The organism is Paenibacillus sp. J22P143, from assembly GCF_059692035.1.
Genome location: NZ_JCAUAQ010000004.1, coordinates 173832 through 192694 on the forward strand (window position 1 = coordinate 173832; position 18863 = coordinate 192694).

Consider the following 18863-nt stretch of genomic DNA (forward strand, 5'->3'; position numbering starts at 1 on the left):
CCTGACAAAATCTTATCGGCATTATATACCTAACGCCTAGCCCTCTTTTCCTACCAAAACTGTACCTAAGCGCACCCAGGTTGCACCTTCTTCAATCGCCACATCAAAGTCGCCTGACATGCCCATCGATAACTCTTTCACGACATAAGGGAATAGCTTTCGCTCATTCAATTGGTCTCGCAGCTCTCGTAAGCCTCGAAAAACAGGTCTTGTTTCTTCCGATTCAAGCTCGTAAGGAGCCATCGTCATTAATCCGCAAACACGAATATGTGTAAGCTTGCTTACTTCCTCAGCAAACTGGAAGAAATCCTGGGGTGCGACGCCATACTTCGTGGCTTCACCGGAAATATTCACTTGTAAGAAGCAATTGACTTCTATCCCTAATGCAGCAGCCTGCTTGTCCAATTCCTTGGCAAGGGACATCCGATCTAGGGAGTGAATGAATGCAAATTTACCAATGACATCCTTCACCTTATTCGTCTGCAAATGGCCTAGAAAATGCCATGTTCCGCGATCATGAAGTGCTTCCCACTTTGGCTTCACATCTTGCCAACGATTTTCACCAATATGCTGTAGACCCGTGTTCAATACTTGTTCAGTCGTTTCTAAAGATACATATTTGGTAACTGCGATGATCTTAATTTCATTTTCTTGACGGCCTGACTGCCGACATACAGCTGCAATCCGAGTTTCAACTTCTTGTTTACGTTCTAATAAGCTCATTCTACCCTACACCTCAATTCAACACACATTGCCAGTTCCTTTCGGGCGTAGACCAATCCAAGCGATCATTCGTCCTGTGGAACCCCCTTCTTTTCGATGTGAAAAGAACAGATCTGTTCGGCAACTCGTACATAACTGAGTTACTTCGATATGGGACGACAAAATTCCTGCTTGCTCGATCAATTTTCGATTCAATTGTTGCAAATTCAACATATACTTATCATTGCCCTTATCGATGATGACAGCTTCTTGTTCCTCTAGTGACGTTTGTGTTTCCTCTAAAATTTGTCTTACGCGTGAAGCTACCGTATCATCAACCTCATAACAGCAGGCTCCAATCGAGGGACCGATAGCCGCACGGATATCAGAGGGCTGACTACCAAAAGTATGTGTCATTAAGGATATTGTAGCCATGGAAATGTTTAACACAGTTCCTTTCCAACCCGCGTGGGCAAGACCAACCGCTTGCTGAACGGGATCATAGAAATATAATGGTACACAATCCGCAAATTGCGCGCACAGAACGATCCCTTTCTCCTTCGTAATAAAACCATCCTTCGCTTGAAGCGCAGTTTCTCTGCGATCTCGCCCCATGCCCTGCTCGTTTAGACTGACGATAGCGATGTCTTTCCCATGTACTTGTTCTGCATAAGTAAAAGACGTAAAGGACTGTCCTAAGGCATCAGCAATGCGCTCACGATTACGTACAACATCATCTCGGTTATCGTTTACATGGAGTCCGCAATTTAGAGAAGCGAAGGGCGCTTGGCTTACTCCTCCTATGCGAGAGGTAAAGCCCGCCGTTAATTCAGGAAATGAAGCTAGCCATGGAGCTATGTGTAAAAGGACCGGCTGATCCTCGTTAGATACGTTCGATAGTACGACAAATGGTTCCAAAGCCATTCTCCTCCATCCTGTCTTGTGTACCTCTACTTTAGCACACAAAATGAAAAGACACACGATAGCTGATAAGCTGCCTTAGTTACTAAGCAGCCTCATCCCGTGTGCCTAACGTCAATTCCGAAATTGACGATTAAACTCATATACCCCTTCGGTGTCATCCGTTTGACGGTACGGCCGAACGTCTTCTAGCTTTACGAGCACAACATCAGCACCTATCTTCACGATATGCTTCCATGGAATAATGACATCGGTCCCTGTTCCGAATAATCCAAAAAATCGGCTCTGATTCGGCACAACAATAGACTCGATTCGTCCTTGGCGCAGGTCAAGCTCCAAATCACTGATTTGTCCAAGCTTCTTACCGTCCACAATATTAATTACATCTTTCGTCTGGAAATCAGATATTTTCATGAGGCCTATCACCACATATCTCATTAGAATTTGTACTGATTTTTCTATTAGTATATGTGGCTAATGGGCAAAATGTCCAAATCCGCGAAAAAAGACCTTCACGGCTTGTCTACCAAGGCCGATCCAGTCTTTGTAAATTACACTTAGGATTTCACATGCTTCTGCATCTGACAAATCGCTGATTTCTCTAGCCTTGAGACCTGCGCTTGAGAGATACCAATCTCATCTGCCACTTCCATCTGGGTCTTGCCATCAAAGAAGCGCATAGAAAGAATCATCTTCTCTCTGGCATTCAGCTTTTGCATGGCTTCTCGCAATGCGATACCCTCAATCCATGACATGTCCTTATTGCGCTCATCGCTTATTTGATCCATGACATAGATGGGATCGCCCCCATCATGATAAATGGGCTCAAATAAGGATACCGGATCTTGAATAGCATCGAGCGCGAACACGACATCTTCTTTGGGTACATTCAAGGCTTCAGAGATTTCATAAATAGATGGCTCGCGTGAGTTTTGATTCGTCAGACTGTCTCTAACTTGTAATGCTTTGTAAGCTATATCTCTCAAGGAACGAGAAACGCGAATCGGGTTATTATCTCGTAAGTAGCGGCGTATCTCACCTATAATCATAGGTACAGCATAGGTCGAGAATTTGACATTTTGACTTAAATCAAAGTTATCAATGGCTTTCATCAAACCAATACAGCCAACTTGGAAGAGATCGTCCACATACTCTCCACGATTGTTGAACCGTTGAATCACACTCAGTACCAACCTTAAGTTGCCATTGACCAATTTCTCTCTTGCAGTTCGTTCTTGTTTAGTTTGCAGGTCAGTGAACAACTCACGCATCTCTGCATTGGTCAGCACAGGCAGTTTGGCGGTGTCAACTCCACATATCTCAACTTTATTTCGGGTCACCGTGATTACCTCCCAAGGAGAAACATTACTGTTAATTATCCCCGTGAGCGGTCGATTTATTCCTGCCCTATCCCCTATTCAGCTACTTGACAAAAGAGTACCAACTCGCTCTCACCCGTGACTGCTGAACAATTTCGACATTTCCTGCCAAAAAAAATTTTAGACCATCTTGTTAAATTCTTTACGAAGCCTCTTTATGATCCGTTTTTCCAATCTGGAGATATAGGATTGCGATATGCCCAACAGGTCTGCAACGTCTTTTTGCGTCTTTTCTTCCCCATCCTGCAGCCCGAAACGAAGCTCCATAATAATACGCTCACGTTCACTAAGCTTATCAAGCGCTTTATGTAAAAGCTTCCGATCGACTTGCTCTTCGATGTTACGATAAATCGTATCATTCTCTGTTCCTAATACATCGGATAAAAGAAGTTCATTGCCGTCCCAGTCAATATTCAACGGTTCATCAAACGAGACTTCCGTTCGGATTTTACTATTTCTGCGCAAATACATCAGAATTTCATTCTCAATACAGCGTGAAGCGTAGGTTGCCAGCTTAATCTTCTTCTCGGGATCGAAGGTGTTTACTGCTTTGATGAGGCCGATGGCCCCGATCGAAACCAGATCCTCAATGTTAATCCCCGTATTTTCGAATTTCCTCGCTATATAGACAACCAACCTCAGATTCCGCTCAATCAGCATAGCTCGAATAGCCGCGTCCCCGGATGGTAACTTTTCCAATAAGTATTCTTCTTCTTCACGTGTAAGCGGTGGTGGCAATGCTTCACTACCACCTATGTAATAGATTTCCTCACCTTTAAGACCCAGTAGCATCAAAATGCGATAATACGCTAGTTGAAAAAGCAGTTTCCACTTCAAGAACATGTTAGTTTCCTCCTAAGCGTTTTGCTGTGGCAAAACTTTCTTCGTAAGCGTACCTTGAGTTTTGCCATGGCAAAACTGTCGTCGTAAGAATAAGCTGCTTTTTTCATTGGAAAACTTGCAATAATTACAGTGAAAGCGCTATCCAGTTGAAATCAAGGCAGGATGGATAATCGCTTGATAGGAACCATCGCTGCAGAGCTTTCCTCCGTCTAGTCCGATAAGTACCTTCGTTGCCTCCAATTGCGAATCATTATGAGTGATCACCACCTTATCGGGCTTAATAGCCAGCATGAATTGCGTATTCCGGTTGACACCACGGTAAGGTACGAGTCGCAAACGATCCTGCCAAATAAACTCTTCTACGCCCAAGCCGCTAATGATTTGATCCACATCTGCTGATCTTATCCTTTGCAGCCACTGGGCAGGCAGGACATCTCCCCATTCCGATACCTCCATAACCATAACAGGGGTACGCGTTAATGGGTCATAAAGTTGATTACCCGTATCGATCAAGCCTTTGCAGGTGGCAATGAAATCCCCCACATAAATCGTGACCTCTGCCAAATAAGTTGTCATAACCTCGCGTTGCTTTGTACTTTGAAAAACGGTTCGAAACCACCAAACAAGAGGAAGCAACAAAATGACCACAAACAGTATACTACCGATTTGAAATTGAAAGACGGCAACGCCAGATTGGGTGAATACAATTCCCTTCATCACATCAGAAGAAGATGCAAGCACATAATGGATGCCGAACAGCCCTCCGGCAACAGCGAAATTGATGAGCAGAAACGTCCCCATGTTCCTTAATAAATTTTGTAACGAGCCGTATCCAAAAGCGGTCATAATCATGCATGTACATAACATACATTTCACAGAAAATGTAAAAAGCATTGTTGGAACTGGCAAGAAAATCATCACGACATACGTAGCTCCTATAGCTGCTGAAAGCGCGATTCTCCACCATTTGAACGCTAATTTCCGCGTTTTCGCCGTGACGATGAGTAAGGCCGCATCCACTAGAAAGTTCAGAAGGAAAATGAGATCCGCATAGACGACCATACCATGCCTCACCTCCAAGACGGACACTATCTAGCAAATTCGTGACGAAACTTTAAGGTTCTAAATCAGTATATTGGATTCCAAGTTCAAAGTCTGTCTAAACTTGCTAGTAGGAACCTACTTTTTTTGTCAGTTGACGCGGCCTCGTCCGGATGAGAAAAGCTTATGAGAAAAACTTCTATCGAAGTCCTTCGAGGATGAGCGACCGCGTTTTATATGTAGTTTTTATCGCCAATAAGAATTTGTTCTTCCGAGTACCGGAAACTTATAAATTCTTATGTGGTAGAACAACAAAAAACCGAAGCTTCTACATCAAGTAGGGCTTCGGTCTCTAGACAGATATTGTGTAATTATTTGTCAGTATTCCGTCCGCGGTTACGCAAGAAAGTCGGAATATCCAATTGATCATTCGATGGCTGTGCGCCAAATGGTTTGAGATTATTCAATCGGTTGTCAGGAGTTGCCGTCTCTGGCTGTCCTGGTGATACCGGACGTTTGATAGACTGATGGATTGGAGCTGCTTTATGCTCGAAACCAGTTGCAATAACGGTAACTAGAATCTCATCCTTCAGCTTCTCATCAATAACAGCACCGAAAATCATATTAACCTCGATATCCGAAGCAGATGCCACAATATCAGCGGCCTCATTCACTTCGTACAAGCTAAGGTTCATACCACCTGTGATGTTCATCAAAACACCACGTGCACCTTCGATCGAAGTTTCCAGCAATGGACTAGAGATCGCTTTTTTCGCTGCTTCAGCGGCACGATTCTCACCCGTCGCTACACCGATCCCCATAAGAGCCGAACCGCGTTCTGTCATAATCGTTTTAACATCGGCAAAGTCCAAATTGATAAGTCCTGGTACTGCGATCAAATCAGAAATCCCTTGAACACCTTGACGAAGAACATTATCCGCTTCGCGGAATGCTTCAAGCATTGGTGTCTTCTTGTCAACGATCTCAAGTAGACGATCGTTCGGGATAATAATAAGCGTATCAACTTTCTCCTTCAATGCAGCAATCCCTTGCTCTGCTTGTAAGGAACGCTTACGGCCTTCAAAAGTAAACGGTCGTGTTACAACGCCAACCGTAAGTGCGCCAACCTCTTTGGCAATTTCCGCAATGACAGGAGCTGCGCCAGTACCTGTACCGCCGCCCATACCTGCCGTTACGAAAACCATATCAGCGCCGCGAAGCGTATTCAGAATCGTCTCCCTTGACTCTTCTGCTGCTTTCTTCCCGACTTCAGGATTCGCACCTGCACCTAAACCGCGGGTCAATTTATCGCCAATTTGCAATTTATGTACGGATTTGGCCAAATGAAGCGCCTGTGCATCCGTATTCACGGTAATAAATTCAACACCTTTAACACCGTTTTCAATCATGCGATTTACTGCATTGCTACCGCCGCCACCAACACCAATGACTTTAATTTGAGCCAATTGGTCTAAATCCATATCAAATTCAAACATATGAGCCATATCCCCCTAACTTAACGTTCACTAAATGAATTCACTGAAGAAATTTTTGACCCGTTCAACCCAACCTGGCTTTTGACTATCGGAGGATTTTTTGGTAGTCTTCGTTGCCAGTTTCTTTGAAAAACCAGTATTACGATTCCTCAAAGATTTGGCGACAGATTGAATAATGCCGACACCACTTGTGTAGGATGGATCGCGTACCCCAATGAAATCAGGCACTGCAATACGAACAGACGTGGCTAGTTCGTTTTGTGCAATCGCCAACATACCAGGCATACAGACAGTTCCGCCCGTAAGGACATAGCCACCTGCTAGATTAGCATAGCCTAAACGATGAACTTCCGCACGAATCAACTGGAAAATCTCTTCCACACGCGGTTCAATGATATTTGCGAGATCCACTTGCGAGAACTCTTTTTCAACATTGCTGCCCATTCTCGTTACTTTAAACACTTGATCAGGCGCCGAATCTTCTACGGATGCACAACCATATTTCAACTTGATTTTCTCAGCAATATCTAATTGCGTATGAAGACCAATGGAGATATCATTGCTGATAAATTCTCCGCCGATTTGAATCGTTGACGTAGCGACTAAATTACTCTCATCAAACACAGCAATTGTCGTTGCACCGGCACCAATATCAACCAATACGGTTCCTACAGCCTTCTCATCTTTGGAAAGAGCCAAGTTTCCAGAAGCGTGCGACATTAAAATAAGTCCCGTAACCTTCAGTTCGGATTTTTCCACAACACGGTTTAAATTATGTATGCTCGTTTTCGATCCAGTAATAATCGTCGCTTCTACTTCTAAACGAACACCGATCATACCGCGTGGATCATTAATACCTTCTTGTCCATCAACCAAATATTGCTTAGGTACAACTCCAACAATTTCACGTTCGGGTGGTAAGGCGATGACTCTTGCCGCTTGAATGACGCGATCAATATCCTCTTCTCCAATTTCACGGTCATCATTCGAAACAGCAACGACACCATGACTCGGTTGAAGAGAAATATGATTCCCTGAAATTCCAACGTACACCTCGGAAATTTGTATACCGACCATTCGTTCCGCATGATCTATGGCACTGCGAATGGAATGCACAGTTTGATCAATATCAACGATTGCGCCTTTACGAATACCCTCTGACTCGGCAGATCCCACTCCTATTATATTAATGGTTCCGTTAACAACTTCCCCAATAATAGCTCGAACTTTGGATGTACCGATGTCTAAACTAACAATGATATCATTGTTGCTCAAGCCCCTGGCACCTCCTGTAACTTAGGTAAAATTGCAAAATCTTCATAAATACTTTTATACGTATTCCACACAACCGCCATATTCCCTCTTTTTTCAACATTTTTTTAACATTTAAAAACCACTTTCAATTTCTCTTCTTATTGTTGTGAAGTGCAAACATTCTCGTCTAGTAAACATATGAAAAAATACAGTAAGCAGATAGAGCCTATTTAACCATAAAACTAATTTTAACATTTTTTTCAGAGATTGAGTAGTCTTAGCTGCGTTTTTTTGTTAGTAACCCCGCACCATGGCAGTTGTTACGGTTTTGGTGTTGGTTTCGGCGTAATCTTGGGATCTGCTTTGGGCTCTCCGCTTGTTGCAAATGGCGTATGATATTCGGCTTCGAGCATGGTGATGACCCCATTCGTAATGTGATCCTCTACTAAATTAGCAATATAACCTGGTAAATTATCAATTTTATCCGGCAGATAGGCTATGGTTGTGTGGATCTCGAATTGTGACCTAGTATAAATCTTAATTTTGTCAGGGTATGATTCCGAAGGATCAGGCTTAATCTCAGAAACATCGGATAACGCACTCTGCGGGATTTCGCCTAGCACTTTACAAAGTGCTACTTTGTTAGGGTCCTTATCGCTCCACCCCGTTAAAATTGGCATATCAAGCGGGATACCGCTTCCAACAGGCAGTTGAATGACGCCTCCATCTGCAAGCACTGCTTGCTTTTTCCCGTCAGGATCAATTTGAAAAGCAACTTTAGGGAATTCTTCTACCTGAATGTGAATCACACCAGGAAAGGTCTTCTTCACGGTGGCATTCTTGATCATTGGAACCCTAGATATCCGCTGTCCAATTGTCTTTGAACTCACTGCAAAAAAGCGGTCCCCTACGGCAACTTGACTAGCTTGTCCAATAATTTCCGAGGCTAATAATACATTTCCCTTAACCTCAATACGACTAATGCGACTTAGCGAAGATTGGAAAAATAAAATAATAAGAACCGTTATGAAAAAAATGATCAAAAATGAGAGCAGCTTCCGATTCGTACGCGTTCGCGGCTTAGGTACAGGCAGCGTAGGTACTTTGTTATCTTCGGACAAGAGGGGCACCACCTATTAGTATTTATGACTGTTGGAATGAAAACCGTGAATCCCCTCCTGCTCGCAGGAAGGGATACGCGATTGTCACGCAAAATATTACTCACTGGGAACCGGAGCTTGACGAAGCACAGAGGCCCCAAGTCTGACTAGCATATGTTCTATCCTATCATAGCCTCTATCAATGTGATGAATTTGTTCAACGATCGTTGTGCCATGCGCAGCTAGACCGGCGATAACAAGAGCAGCACCAGCCCGCAAATCAGTTGCTTCAACCGTAGCCCCATACAACCTCGGCACACCGCGAATAAAGGCCGCATTCATATCTACGCGAATATCTGCACCCATCCGGGACAGTTCATCCACGTGCTTAAATCTACCTTCAAATATCGTTTCTTTCATCACACTAAGTCCATCTGCTAGAGATAAAAGCACCATGACTTGTGATTGTAAATCCGTCGGGAACGATGGATGAGGCGAAGTCACGATACGTTCAACTGCCTTGGGTCTTGTCGGGCAGCTTACATGTATTATATCACCGTCTGCGATGATTTGAACACCTGCACGCTTAAGCACGTGGATGACCGAGGTTAAATGAGCAGGGTTTACTCTTTCCAAAGTAATATTCCCTTTGGTTGCCGCAGCAGCCACTAGAAACGTACCTGCCACAATGCGATCCGGAATAATCCGATACGTGCAAGGAGAGAGCGTTGTAACACCGCGAATGGTGATGGTATCCGTCCCTGCTCCAATAATGTCTGCGCCCATCGCGTTCAAGAAATTTTGCAAATCTTGTATCTCAGGTTCGCGTGCAGCATTATAAATCGTAGTGGTGCCTTCCGCTTTCACGGCGGCCATCATAATATTCTCGGTCGCCCCTACACTTGGAAAGTCCAGGAAGATTTCATTACCTTGCAGTGCTTTTGCGGTACAAACGATTCTATTGGCGAATTCTTCAATGTTGGCTCCAAGTGCCTGTAAGCCTTTGAGGTGCAAATCGATTTTACGTTCGCCGATCGCACAGCCACCTGGTTGATACACGGTGACACTGCCGAATCTAGCGAGTAGCGGACCCATGAGAAAGATGGAAGAGCGCATCTGCCCCATCAATTCTTCGGGGATGTGGGAGGAATGAACTGTGGATGTTGTGATGGATACCGTATCTCCTTGCTGCTCGGCTCGACAACCCAACGAACGCAAAATGCGCAGCATGGTGTCGATATCGAGCAGATTAGGAACATTGTGTAAAGTATGCGTGCCGCTAGCAAGTAAGCAGGCAGCTAATATGGGTAATGCGGCGTTTTTCGCGCCGTGTATCTGGATGGCTCCCGTAAGAGGTCTTCCACCTTCGATAACGAGCTTCTCCAAAATTCCACCTCCGATTTACCTCTCACCTATTACCAAAACCTCAGGTACTAGCTTAATATCGTACGCTTGCTCTACGATCTGCTGTACTTCGTTGATAAGAGTGAGAACGTCCTCGGCTGTTGCTTCTCCCGTGTTAACAATGAAATTGGCGTGAAGCATAGAGATTTCTGCTCCACCGACACATTTGCCTTTCAAGCCTGCTTCTTCGATGAGCTTCGCTGCGAATCCCCCTTCGGGGTTGCGGAATACGCTTCCTGCGCAAGCTAATTGGAGCGGTTGCGTGCGGAGTCGCCGATCTCGGTAAGCCGCCATGGCCCCTGCGATTTCGTTGCGGTCTCCAGGCTGTAATTCAAAGACAGCCTCTGTTACAATGCCAGGCAATGTGTGCAAAATAGAATGTCGATAAGCATATTTTAAATCTTCTGCCTTCATGACGACCAATTCCCCTGTATCCAGGATGACTTCAGCCTGCTTGAGTATGCGTGACACATCGGACCCATGAGCCCCTGCATTCATGTAGACGGCGCCTCCCACAGTACCGGGGATCCCTGAAGCAAACTCCAGTCCGGTCAAACCTTCTTTGGCTGCGAGTACGGACAATTTAATGAACGAATAGGAACCTCCAGCGAAGACCATCGCGCCCTCAAAGCGAAGTGTATCTAACGCATGACCTAGCTTAATAACGACGCCTCGAATTCCTTTATCTCGGATTAGCAAGTTGGAGCCTCGACCAATAACGGTCCAAGGTACGCCACGCTCATTGAGAAACTTGATGGCAGCAGCAACCTGCTCTTTGGAGTGTGGAATAATCAAGCAATCAGCCGGACCGCCGATTTTCCAAGTGGTGTAGGGAGCCAGTCGTTCATTCGTTCTTATCTCGCCAATATTTGATGCCTGTAAGTCGGCTATTAACTTCTGCATGGGAAAACCTCCTTCACAGTACGTAGGGCGAAATGCATGGAACTAACAGCAAAGAAGTTCCAACATTTCATTCATAAGGAGCTAGGCGAAGTTGGCCGGTCTTCGTTCCTTGATCACTTATGAAGCCTTAGGTGTCTGTCACGGTTATAGTGTAGTTTATGTAAAATCGGATAGAGTGTGACAATCGCCCATAGGCTTTATCAAAATCACAACGATTTGCTATGCGCTTCAATCAGTTTCACGATGGCAGCAACGGCGTCGGTCTCATTGCGCGATTGCATCGCTGCTTTATAAGCCTCACGGTTCTTATACAGCGCTTCGACATGTTCAGCTAGTGCTTCAGCGGTTAGATCCTTTTCTTGAATCACATCGGCATAACCAGCCTTCTGGAAAGATGCTGCATTCAGAATCTGATCTCCTCGACTTGCTTGTAGGGAAAGCGGGATTAGCAGCATTGGCTTTTCCAAGCCTAGAAATTCGAAAATAGAGGTTGCCCCAGCTCGAGAAATGACAAGATCCGTCATTGCTAATACGTCAGGGAGCTCCTCATTCACGTACTCGAATTGCTTATAGCCACGGGTTTGAAGATGTTCTGTAGACACATTGCCTTTGCCGCACAGGTGTACAATTTGAAATTGCTGGAGTAAACGCCCCAGGTTAGTGCGTACTGCCTGATTTAGCACTTGCGATCCTAAGCTTCCACCCATGACTAGTATCACTGGCTTCTGAGAATGAAAATCACATAGCTGAAGGGCACGTGCTGCTTTCCCACTGCCCATATGTTCACGGATGGGCAATCCTGTAAGAACGGACTTTCCACCTTTCACATGTGAAAGTGATTCTGGAAATGTTACACAGACCTTCGTTGCAAATGGGATGGAAATTTTATTCGCAAGTCCTGGTGTCATATCGGATTCATGGATAATAACAGGAATGTTGTTCATGCGACTTCCAAGTACGACTGGAACGGAAACGAACCCGCCTTTCGAAAAGACAATGGCGGGCTTCAAGCGTTTAAGTAACCGATACGATTCATAAACACCTTTCATGACTTTGAAGGGGTCTTTTATATTTTTGAGATCAAAATAGCGTCGTAATTTCCCTGATGAGATCGGGTAAAAAGGAACCCCTTCTCGATCAATAATATCTTTTTCAATACCAGTAGCCGAGCCTATGTACTTGATTTCCCAACCTAGTTGCTTCAGCTTATGCATAAGCGCTAGATTAGGGGTAACATGGCCTGCGGAGCCACCTCCAGTAAAAACGATCGTTTTCATTCCCCTGTCACCTCGAATAGCGGGATATATTAAGCAGGATGCCGACAGATGTCAGCATGAGTGTCAATGAAGACCCCCCTGCACTTATGAATGGAAGCGTAATGCCGGTTACTGGAAACATCCCAATAACAACGCCAATATTAATAATAACTTGAACGGCGATCATGCCGATAATACCAACAGCAATTAGACTGGCAAATGTATCTGGTGCTGTGATAGCTGCCCGCATTCCCCGCCATACTAAGATGGTGAAGAGCAGCAGGACCAACGTGCCGCCAATAAAACCAAGTTCTTCTGCAATGATGGAAAAAATAAAATCGGTTTGCGGCTCAGGTAAGTAACTATACTTCTGCCGACTCATCCCTAATCCAAGGCCAACAAGACCACCAGGTCCAATTGCATATAAGGATTGAATAGATTGATAGCCTGCGCCAAGCGGATCCTGCCACGGGTCTAGAAAGGCTGTAATCCGTTTAAGGCGATAGGGTGCGGCAATAACAAGCCCTATAAAACCAGCAACCCCTATCATACCTAGATATGAGAGATGAAGCAATCTCGCACCTGCCGTATAGATGATCAATAGGGAAGCCCCTACGAGAACAACACCCGTTCCCAAGTCAGGCTGAAGCATAATGAAGCCGAACGCCAATCCCATAATGCCTAGCGGCGGCATCAACCCTTTGGTCAGGAGCGTTATCTTGGATTGATTTTCGGAAAGCATTTTAGAAAGAAAGAGAATCATCCCTATTTTCATAAATTCAGAAGGTTGAATCCCGAATGCCCCGATACCCAGCCAGCTTCTGGCACCGCCACGGATCACCCCGATACCAGGAATCAATACGATGACCAGCATCCCAAAGCAAATAAACAGCGCTAATTTCGCAAATCGTTTCCATACCAGATAATCCACATTCATCGTAAAGAACATCGCAACAATACCCAGAACAGCGAAAATAAGTTGTCTTTTTAAATAATAAAAAGAATCACCAAATTCACGAAATGCAAGTACACTACTAGCGCTGTAGACCATAATAACGCCGATAGTCAAAAGCAGCAAGGTCGGAATAATAATCCAAATGTCAGGAGCGGAGCGTGCTTTACCCATTACAGACACCTCTTTGTCAGTTGTGGGCCGTCCATAAAAGTGGATAAGCCCTACTTAAAGGTTATGCACGGACTCCTTAAACATGCGTCCCCTGTCCTCATAGGATGGAAACATATCCCAACTTGCACAAGCTGGTGATAGAAGAACGATGTCCCCTTGCTCACTCATTTGCCAGGCAAGCTGCACGGCTTGTAAAACCGCGTCCGCTGCATCCTTAGCAGTATCGACGGTTTGGACCTTGCTAATCCCTGCCAATTCGGCAATGTGTCTAATTTTCTCACTTGTTTGCCCTAAAGTTACAATTCCTTTGATGCGTTCGCGGAAGGTTGGTAACAGTTCCATGTAATCCGAACCACGATCCAAGCCACCAGCAATCAATACAATAGGTTGATTGAAAGCTTCAATCGACTTCACAGAAGCGGCCGCATTCGTTGCTTTTGAGTTATTATAAAAAGTTACGCCATCCAATTCTCTCACAAGCTCTAGACGGTGCTCTACGCCCCGAAAGCTTTTCAATACATCAGCAATCGTCGATAGGTCAACACCTGCCGTAATCGCCGCTGCAGCAGCTGCTAGCGCGTTCTCCACGTTAAAGCTTCCTGGAATCCCCATTTCTGAAGCTGGAAGGATCGATTGAATGGCATCATGCCCATTTGCATAAACAAGACAGTCTGTTTCCGAATCCAAATAGACGCCAAATGCAAGCTTTTCTTTCATCGAAAAATGGAACTGCTTTGCCTTCAAGCTTGGCATGAGTCGTTGGCATACTTCATCATCCCAATTTAAGATCGCTGTGTCGGTTTCGGTTTGATTGTCGAATAGTTTGGCCTTTGAGGCGATATAGTCCTCCATGGAGCCATGATAATCCAAATGCGTTTCGTACAAATTTAACAGGAGTCCAATTGTTGGACGGAATGATGTTGTGCCTTTTAATTGAAAAGAGCTTAATTCCACAACCATCCAATTGTCAGCTGTGACCTCAGGTGTCGCTTCCGTTAGCGCACGACCAATGTTACCTGCGACAACAGGCTGTAAGCCCGCCGCATCTAGCATTAGGCCGATTAACGTAGTTGTCGTCGTTTTCCCATTAGAGCCAGTGATCCCGATGATTGGCGCTTCACAAAATTGATAGGCAACTTCAACTTCTGTTACAACCTCAATGCCCAGCTCTTCTGCTTTACGAATAGGCTCTACAGTGTAGGGAATGCCTGGATTTTTGACAACTAGCGCAACCCCTTCATGGACGAGAGACTCGGGATGAAACCCACAAACAACAGAAATACCCAGAGCCTCCAGTTCGTCGGCTTCAGGGCACGCACTTCGTTCCTTTTTGTCGTTGACCGTGACGATAGCTCCTTTTTGATGAAAAAGCTTAGCTGCAGCGACACCGCTGCGAGCCAAGCCAAGTACAATCACTTCAAGTCCACGATAATCCCGCGGATGCTTCATGTTCTACAACACCTCATTCATATATAATCCGAGCACGGCAAGCACGAGACCTACAACCCAGAAAGTAATAACAACTCGCCATTCGGACCATCCAACCAATTCAAAGTGATGGTGAATCGGACTCATTTTGAACACGCGTTTCTTTCTAGTTTTGAAGGAAACGACTTGAATAACAACGGATAAAATTTCGATTAAGAAAACACCGCCGATAATAGCAAGTAGAAGCTCTGCTTTGGTTAAGATTGCCACGGCAACAAGTCCGCCGCCGATTCCTAGGGAGCCCGTGTCTCCCATAAAGACCTTAGCCGGGTGCGCATTAAAGACGAGAAATCCGAGTACCGCGCCAACCATAGCCGCTGAGAATATTGCCGCTTCCGGCTGTGTATTATTCATGGCAATGATCGTGTAGGCACCGAATGCAATTGCACTTGTCCCTGCTAACAAGCCGTCCAAACCATCTGTAAAGTTAACCGCATTCGATGCGCCTAGCATCAGGATCGCCATGAGCGGGAAATACAACCACCCGGCATTCATGTGGTAGGAAACGAACGGCACATAAATATCGGTGCTGTGTCCTTGCATAACGAGTAAATAACAGACTATGGCTGCAATTAATAATTGACCAAATAGCTTTTGCTTCGCTGTCAGCCCCAAAGAGCGTTTAAAAATAATTTTAATATAGTCATCAAGAAAGCCAACAAGCCCATAACCTAATGAGGCCAATAAAAGAATGAGTAAATCTGTATTTTTATCCGCAAAACGAAGGGTAGCCAAGGAAAGCGCGAGTAAAATAATAACGCCGCCCATCGTTGGTGTTCCTTGTTTTTTGAGATGTCCCTGGGGGCCATCCTCGCGGATTTGTTGCCCAAATTTCATACGTCGTAAAATAGGTATACATAACGGCCCCATGATTAGCGCAAGCACAAATGCCACACCCATTGTTAATAACACTGCGTTTTCCACGTTGGTTCCCCCTGCTCATTTCCGTCACTCTATTTCATATGCCTATTTCCCGTTACACTTACTAGGCTAATAAGCTTTGTACAACCTGCTCAAGCCGCATGCCGCGCGAGCCCTTCACGAGCACGAGATCCTCGGCGCGTGCGAGCGCGGCGAGCTCCTCCGCGAGCTGCGCCTTGTCGTCGTAGGCGCGCACCTGCGCCTGCGGGAAGTTCGCTGTCGCTTCATCTGCGATGAAGCGGCCGAGACGACCGAACGTGAAGACGTAGTCTACACGTTCCGGAGACAGCATCGCGCCAATGCCGCGATGGAACTGCTCTTCGTGCTCGCCAAGCTCCAGCATGTCGCCGAGCACGAGGAACTTCCGACCGAAGCCGCTCAGCTGCTCGGTCAAGGCAATAGCAGCCCGCATCGAGGCGGGGCTGGCGTTATACGCATCGTTGAGCACGGTCAGCCCAGAGGCTGCCGTGAGCTTCTCGATGCGCATGCTTGTCATCTGCAGCGCGCGAAGCCCCGCTGCAACCGCTTCAGGCGAGGTGCCGAAGGCCTCGCCGACGGCAATGGCCGCGAGCGCATTCACAACATTATGCGTGCCGAGCAATGGAATGAACAATTCCGGGTAACCCGGTGAATTGATGGTGAAGTAAGCCCCTTCAACATCCATACGGATATCCGTTGGGTAACGATCATTCGCTTGATTTTGACCGAAACGAATGCGACGTAAGCCGAGTGGCAGGTCCAGCTCGCCCAGTGCTTGTTCAATTAACGGCTCATCCCCGTTATAAATGATCAAGCTATTACTTGGCATGCCGGCAACAATCTCCGCTTTCGCCCGGGCGATCTCATCCCTTGATCCCAACTGAAGCATATGCGACTCACCGATCATGGTGATGATGGCGGCTTCAGGCTCTGCGAGTTCGGACAATAATTCAATTTCGCCGCGTCCACTCATGCCCATTTCCACGACAGCAAATTGCGTCGTTTCTTCAAGAAGCAGCAGCGTAAGCGGTAATCCGATATGATTATTCAGGTTTCCCTTCGTTTTATGAACCTCATAAGTGCTGCCGAGTACAGCTGCAACCAAATCTTTGGTCGTCGTCTTTCCGTTACTGCCCGTAATGCCGATGATCCGCACAGGAAGTTCTTTGCGGTAGGCCTTAGCCAAGCCCTGAAGTGCCGAAAGCGCATCCTCAACGAGGATGTGAGGGATGCCGTTTGGCACCGCTCCGTGATCCACTTGCCAGAGAATCGCCGCGGCCCCTTTCTGATAAGCTTCTTCCACATAGTGGTGACCATTGAAATTTTCACCGATAAGCGGGATAAACAGACTTCCAGCCTGAATCGATCGCGTATCCGTGGAAACCCCTTTAATCCAAATATCGCCATGGCTACTTGACACTTCACTGCGGAGCATCGTTGCTATTTGACCTAATGTACGCTGAATCACTGTGTTCTCCCCCTTATCGCAGCCTTAGCCACCAAACGATCGTCGAAATCATGCTTAACCCCCATGATATCCTGATACGTTTCGTGGCCTTTTCCCGCTATCAATATTACATCTTTAGGGCCTGCCCCATCAATAGCCTTTTGTATCGCTTTTTTACGATCGGCCAGCAAAATATACTGATTTTCTGGATAATTGACTTCTTTTAGCCCCGGCTCGATATCCGCCAGAATCGCTTCAGGATTTTCCGTGCGCGGATTATCAGAGGTTACATACACAAAGTCGCTGTAATGCGCAGCAACTTTCCCCATGATGGGACGCTTCGTTTTGTCACGATCACCGCCACAGCCAAATACGGTGATGATTTTTCCTTCGGCAAACTCGCTTACCGTGGAGAGGGCATTCTCTAAACCATCCGGTGTATGTGCGTAGTCCACCAAAACCAAATAATCCTGCCCCTCGTTCACAACTTCCATCCTGCCGTCAACGACAGAGATACGCTCAAGGCTGTTACGAATCGACTCCAAGGAAAATCCTTCCGCTAAAGCAGCAGTCATCGCCCCCAACGCATTGTATACATTGAATTTACCTACCAATTGCGTGCGAAAGAAAGCTTCACCCGCAAAGGAATTCAGCTGAAACTCCGTGCCTTTTGAAGTCATCCGGATGTCAGAAGCCCGCACATCACATTCATTTTCAATACCATACGTAATGACTTGTGCTGCAGTTAATCGCTGAAAAGTCTGAGAAGCCTCATCATCGGCGTTAAGAATGGCAAATTGGCGAGCAGTCGAATCCTCAGAAAAGCCGTTTCCAAGGCGAGAAAATAACAATCCTTTTGCTGCTGCGTACGCATCCATCGTTTTGTGATAATCCAGATGATCCTGCGTCAAATTCGTAAAAATACCCGAACGGAATTGAATGCCCTTCACTCTTCCCATGTCTAGACCATGAGAAGAGACTTCCATGATACAGTAATCGGTTCCTGCATCTGCCATTTTTCTTAAAATACGTTGAAGCTCCAACGCTTCCTGCGTATTCGTTGCTTTATTTTCTATGTATTCATCCCGAATTTTGATATGGATATTGCCCATTAATCCCGTTACACAGCCTTGATCCGCGATGATTTTTTCCAACAGATACGTAGAGGTTGTTTTGCCATTCGTCCCCGTAATCCCGATGATCTTCATCTCTTTGCTTGGATATCCAAAGAAATGGGCGGAAAGCGCCGCCATGGCATAACGGGCATCTTTCACAACGAGCTGTGGGACAGCAACGTCCAGCACCCTCTCAGTTACAAGCGCAGAAGCCCCGAGCGCAATCGCTTTAGGGGCATAGTCGTGACCATCAGCTGTCAATCCAGGGATACAAAGAAACAAATCCCCAGGTTTTATTTTACGAGAGTCTGCCTCAATTCCCGTGATCTCCGTGTCTTCATCGCCATGTATGTGGGTAATGAGCAGTGCGGAAGCAAGCTCCTGCAGTTTCATAAGCAACCCTCTCTTCCTTGAATTCCCTATCTATTATGGACAATTTTATGCAAGTAGAAAAGCTAAACATGTCTTATTGGTAAATCTTTTTTTTA

The 18863-nt window shown here is 45.8% G+C and carries 17 protein-coding genes; all 17 read right to left on the reverse strand.

Features of this window, described 5'->3' with window-relative positions; all coding sequences use genetic code 11:
- Positions 1-36 precede the first annotated feature (36 nt).
- Positions 37-723 (reverse strand): YggS family pyridoxal phosphate-dependent enzyme, encoded by a 687-nt coding sequence (locus AC58PQ_RS09970; protein WP_497241792.1) that lies wholly within the window; start codon positions 721-723, stop codon positions 37-39.
- 18 nt (positions 724-741) lie between these two features.
- Positions 742-1626: a peptidoglycan editing factor PgeF gene (gene pgeF, locus AC58PQ_RS09975; protein WP_497241793.1), complete on the reverse strand. Its 885-nt coding sequence runs from the start codon at positions 1624-1626 to the stop codon at positions 742-744.
- Between the two features lie 111 nt (positions 1627-1737).
- Positions 1738-2037, reverse strand: coding sequence for a YlmC/YmxH family sporulation protein (locus AC58PQ_RS09980; RefSeq protein ID WP_310227040.1), 300 nt, complete (start codon positions 2035-2037; stop codon positions 1738-1740).
- A gap of 143 nt (positions 2038-2180) precedes the next feature.
- Entirely contained in the window at positions 2181-2963 is a 783-nt protein-coding gene (sigG, locus tag AC58PQ_RS09985; RefSeq protein WP_477594172.1) for an RNA polymerase sporulation sigma factor SigG, read from the reverse strand.
- A gap of 159 nt (positions 2964-3122) precedes the next feature.
- Positions 3123-3845, reverse strand: coding sequence for an RNA polymerase sporulation sigma factor SigE (gene sigE, locus AC58PQ_RS09990; RefSeq protein WP_497241794.1), 723 nt, complete (start codon positions 3843-3845; stop codon positions 3123-3125).
- A 138-nt stretch (positions 3846-3983) separates the two neighbouring features.
- Positions 3984-4907, reverse strand: a complete 924-nt coding sequence (gene spoIIGA, locus AC58PQ_RS09995; protein WP_497241795.1) for a sigma-E processing peptidase SpoIIGA — start codon at positions 4905-4907, stop codon at positions 3984-3986.
- A 350-nt stretch (positions 4908-5257) separates the two neighbouring features.
- Positions 5258-6382 (reverse strand): cell division protein FtsZ, encoded by a 1125-nt coding sequence (gene ftsZ / locus AC58PQ_RS10000; protein WP_497241796.1) that lies wholly within the window; start codon positions 6380-6382, stop codon positions 5258-5260.
- A 30-nt stretch (positions 6383-6412) separates the two neighbouring features.
- Positions 6413-7657 (reverse strand): cell division protein FtsA, encoded by a 1245-nt coding sequence (gene ftsA / locus AC58PQ_RS10005; RefSeq protein WP_497241797.1) that lies wholly within the window; start codon positions 7655-7657, stop codon positions 6413-6415.
- Between the two features lie 299 nt (positions 7658-7956).
- Positions 7957-8757, reverse strand: coding sequence for a cell division protein FtsQ/DivIB (locus AC58PQ_RS10010; protein ID WP_497241798.1), 801 nt, complete (start codon positions 8755-8757; stop codon positions 7957-7959).
- 96 nt (positions 8758-8853) lie between these two features.
- Positions 8854-10122 (reverse strand): UDP-N-acetylglucosamine 1-carboxyvinyltransferase, encoded by a 1269-nt coding sequence (murA, locus tag AC58PQ_RS10015; RefSeq protein WP_497241799.1) that lies wholly within the window; start codon positions 10120-10122, stop codon positions 8854-8856.
- 15 nt (positions 10123-10137) lie between these two features.
- Complete coding sequence (gene murB, locus AC58PQ_RS10020) at positions 10138-11043, reverse strand: UDP-N-acetylmuramate dehydrogenase (RefSeq protein ID WP_497241800.1); 906 nt, start codon at positions 11041-11043, stop codon at positions 10138-10140.
- A 206-nt stretch (positions 11044-11249) separates the two neighbouring features.
- Positions 11250-12320, reverse strand: a complete 1071-nt coding sequence (gene murG / locus AC58PQ_RS10025; RefSeq protein WP_497241801.1) for an undecaprenyldiphospho-muramoylpentapeptide beta-N-acetylglucosaminyltransferase — start codon at positions 12318-12320, stop codon at positions 11250-11252.
- A 7-nt stretch (positions 12321-12327) separates the two neighbouring features.
- On the reverse strand, positions 12328-13425 hold the full coding sequence (gene spoVE, locus AC58PQ_RS10030) for a stage V sporulation protein E (RefSeq protein ID WP_497241802.1): 1098 nt from the start codon (positions 13423-13425) through the stop codon (positions 12328-12330).
- A gap of 54 nt (positions 13426-13479) precedes the next feature.
- Positions 13480-14874: a UDP-N-acetylmuramoyl-L-alanine--D-glutamate ligase gene (gene murD, locus AC58PQ_RS10035; protein ID WP_497241803.1), complete on the reverse strand. Its 1395-nt coding sequence runs from the start codon at positions 14872-14874 to the stop codon at positions 13480-13482.
- A gap of 3 nt (positions 14875-14877) precedes the next feature.
- Positions 14878-15813, reverse strand: coding sequence for a phospho-N-acetylmuramoyl-pentapeptide-transferase (gene mraY / locus AC58PQ_RS10040; protein WP_497241970.1), 936 nt, complete (start codon positions 15811-15813; stop codon positions 14878-14880).
- A gap of 85 nt (positions 15814-15898) precedes the next feature.
- Positions 15899-17281, reverse strand: a complete 1383-nt coding sequence (locus AC58PQ_RS10045) for a UDP-N-acetylmuramoyl-tripeptide--D-alanyl-D-alanine ligase (protein ID WP_497241804.1) — start codon at positions 17279-17281, stop codon at positions 15899-15901.
- Entirely contained in the window at positions 17278-18768 is a 1491-nt protein-coding gene (locus AC58PQ_RS10050; protein ID WP_497241805.1) for a UDP-N-acetylmuramoyl-L-alanyl-D-glutamate--2,6-diaminopimelate ligase, read from the reverse strand. The genes AC58PQ_RS10045 and AC58PQ_RS10050 overlap by 4 nt, the downstream gene beginning before the upstream one ends.
- Positions 18769-18863 lie beyond the last annotated feature (95 nt).

Excerpts from the sequence above, each read along its gene's own strand:
- AC58PQ_RS09970 (WP_497241792.1), bottom strand. The coding sequence starts at position 723 with ATGAGCTTATTAGAACGTAAACAAGAAGTTGAAACTCGGATTGCAGCT.
- pgeF (WP_497241793.1), bottom strand. The coding sequence starts at position 1,626 with ATGGCTTTGGAACCATTTGTCGTACTATCGAACGTATCTAACGAGGAT.
- AC58PQ_RS09980 (WP_310227040.1), bottom strand. The coding sequence starts at position 2,037 with ATGAAAATATCTGATTTCCAGACGAAAGATGTAATTAATATTGTGGAC.
- sigE (WP_497241794.1), bottom strand. The coding sequence starts at position 3,845 with ATGTTCTTGAAGTGGAAACTGCTTTTTCAACTAGCGTATTATCGCATT.
- spoIIGA (WP_497241795.1), bottom strand. The coding sequence starts at position 4,907 with ATGGTCGTCTATGCGGATCTCATTTTCCTTCTGAACTTTCTAGTGGAT.
- ftsZ (WP_497241796.1), bottom strand. The coding sequence starts at position 6,382 with ATGTTTGAATTTGATATGGATTTAGACCAATTGGCTCAAATTAAAGTC.
- murB (WP_497241800.1), bottom strand. The coding sequence starts at position 11,043 with ATGCAGAAGTTAATAGCCGACTTACAGGCATCAAATATTGGCGAGATA.
- murG (WP_497241801.1), bottom strand. The coding sequence starts at position 12,320 with ATGAAAACGATCGTTTTTACTGGAGGTGGCTCCGCAGGCCATGTTACC.
- spoVE (WP_497241802.1), bottom strand. The coding sequence starts at position 13,425 with ATGGGTAAAGCACGCTCCGCTCCTGACATTTGGATTATTATTCCGACC.
- murD (WP_497241803.1), bottom strand. The coding sequence starts at position 14,874 with ATGAAGCATCCGCGGGATTATCGTGGACTTGAAGTGATTGTACTTGGC.
- mraY (WP_497241970.1), bottom strand. The coding sequence starts at position 15,813 with ATGGGTGTGGCATTTGTGCTTGCGCTAATCATGGGGCCGTTATGTATA.
- AC58PQ_RS10050 (WP_497241805.1), bottom strand. The coding sequence starts at position 18,768 with ATGAAACTGCAGGAGCTTGCTTCCGCACTGCTCATTACCCACATACAT.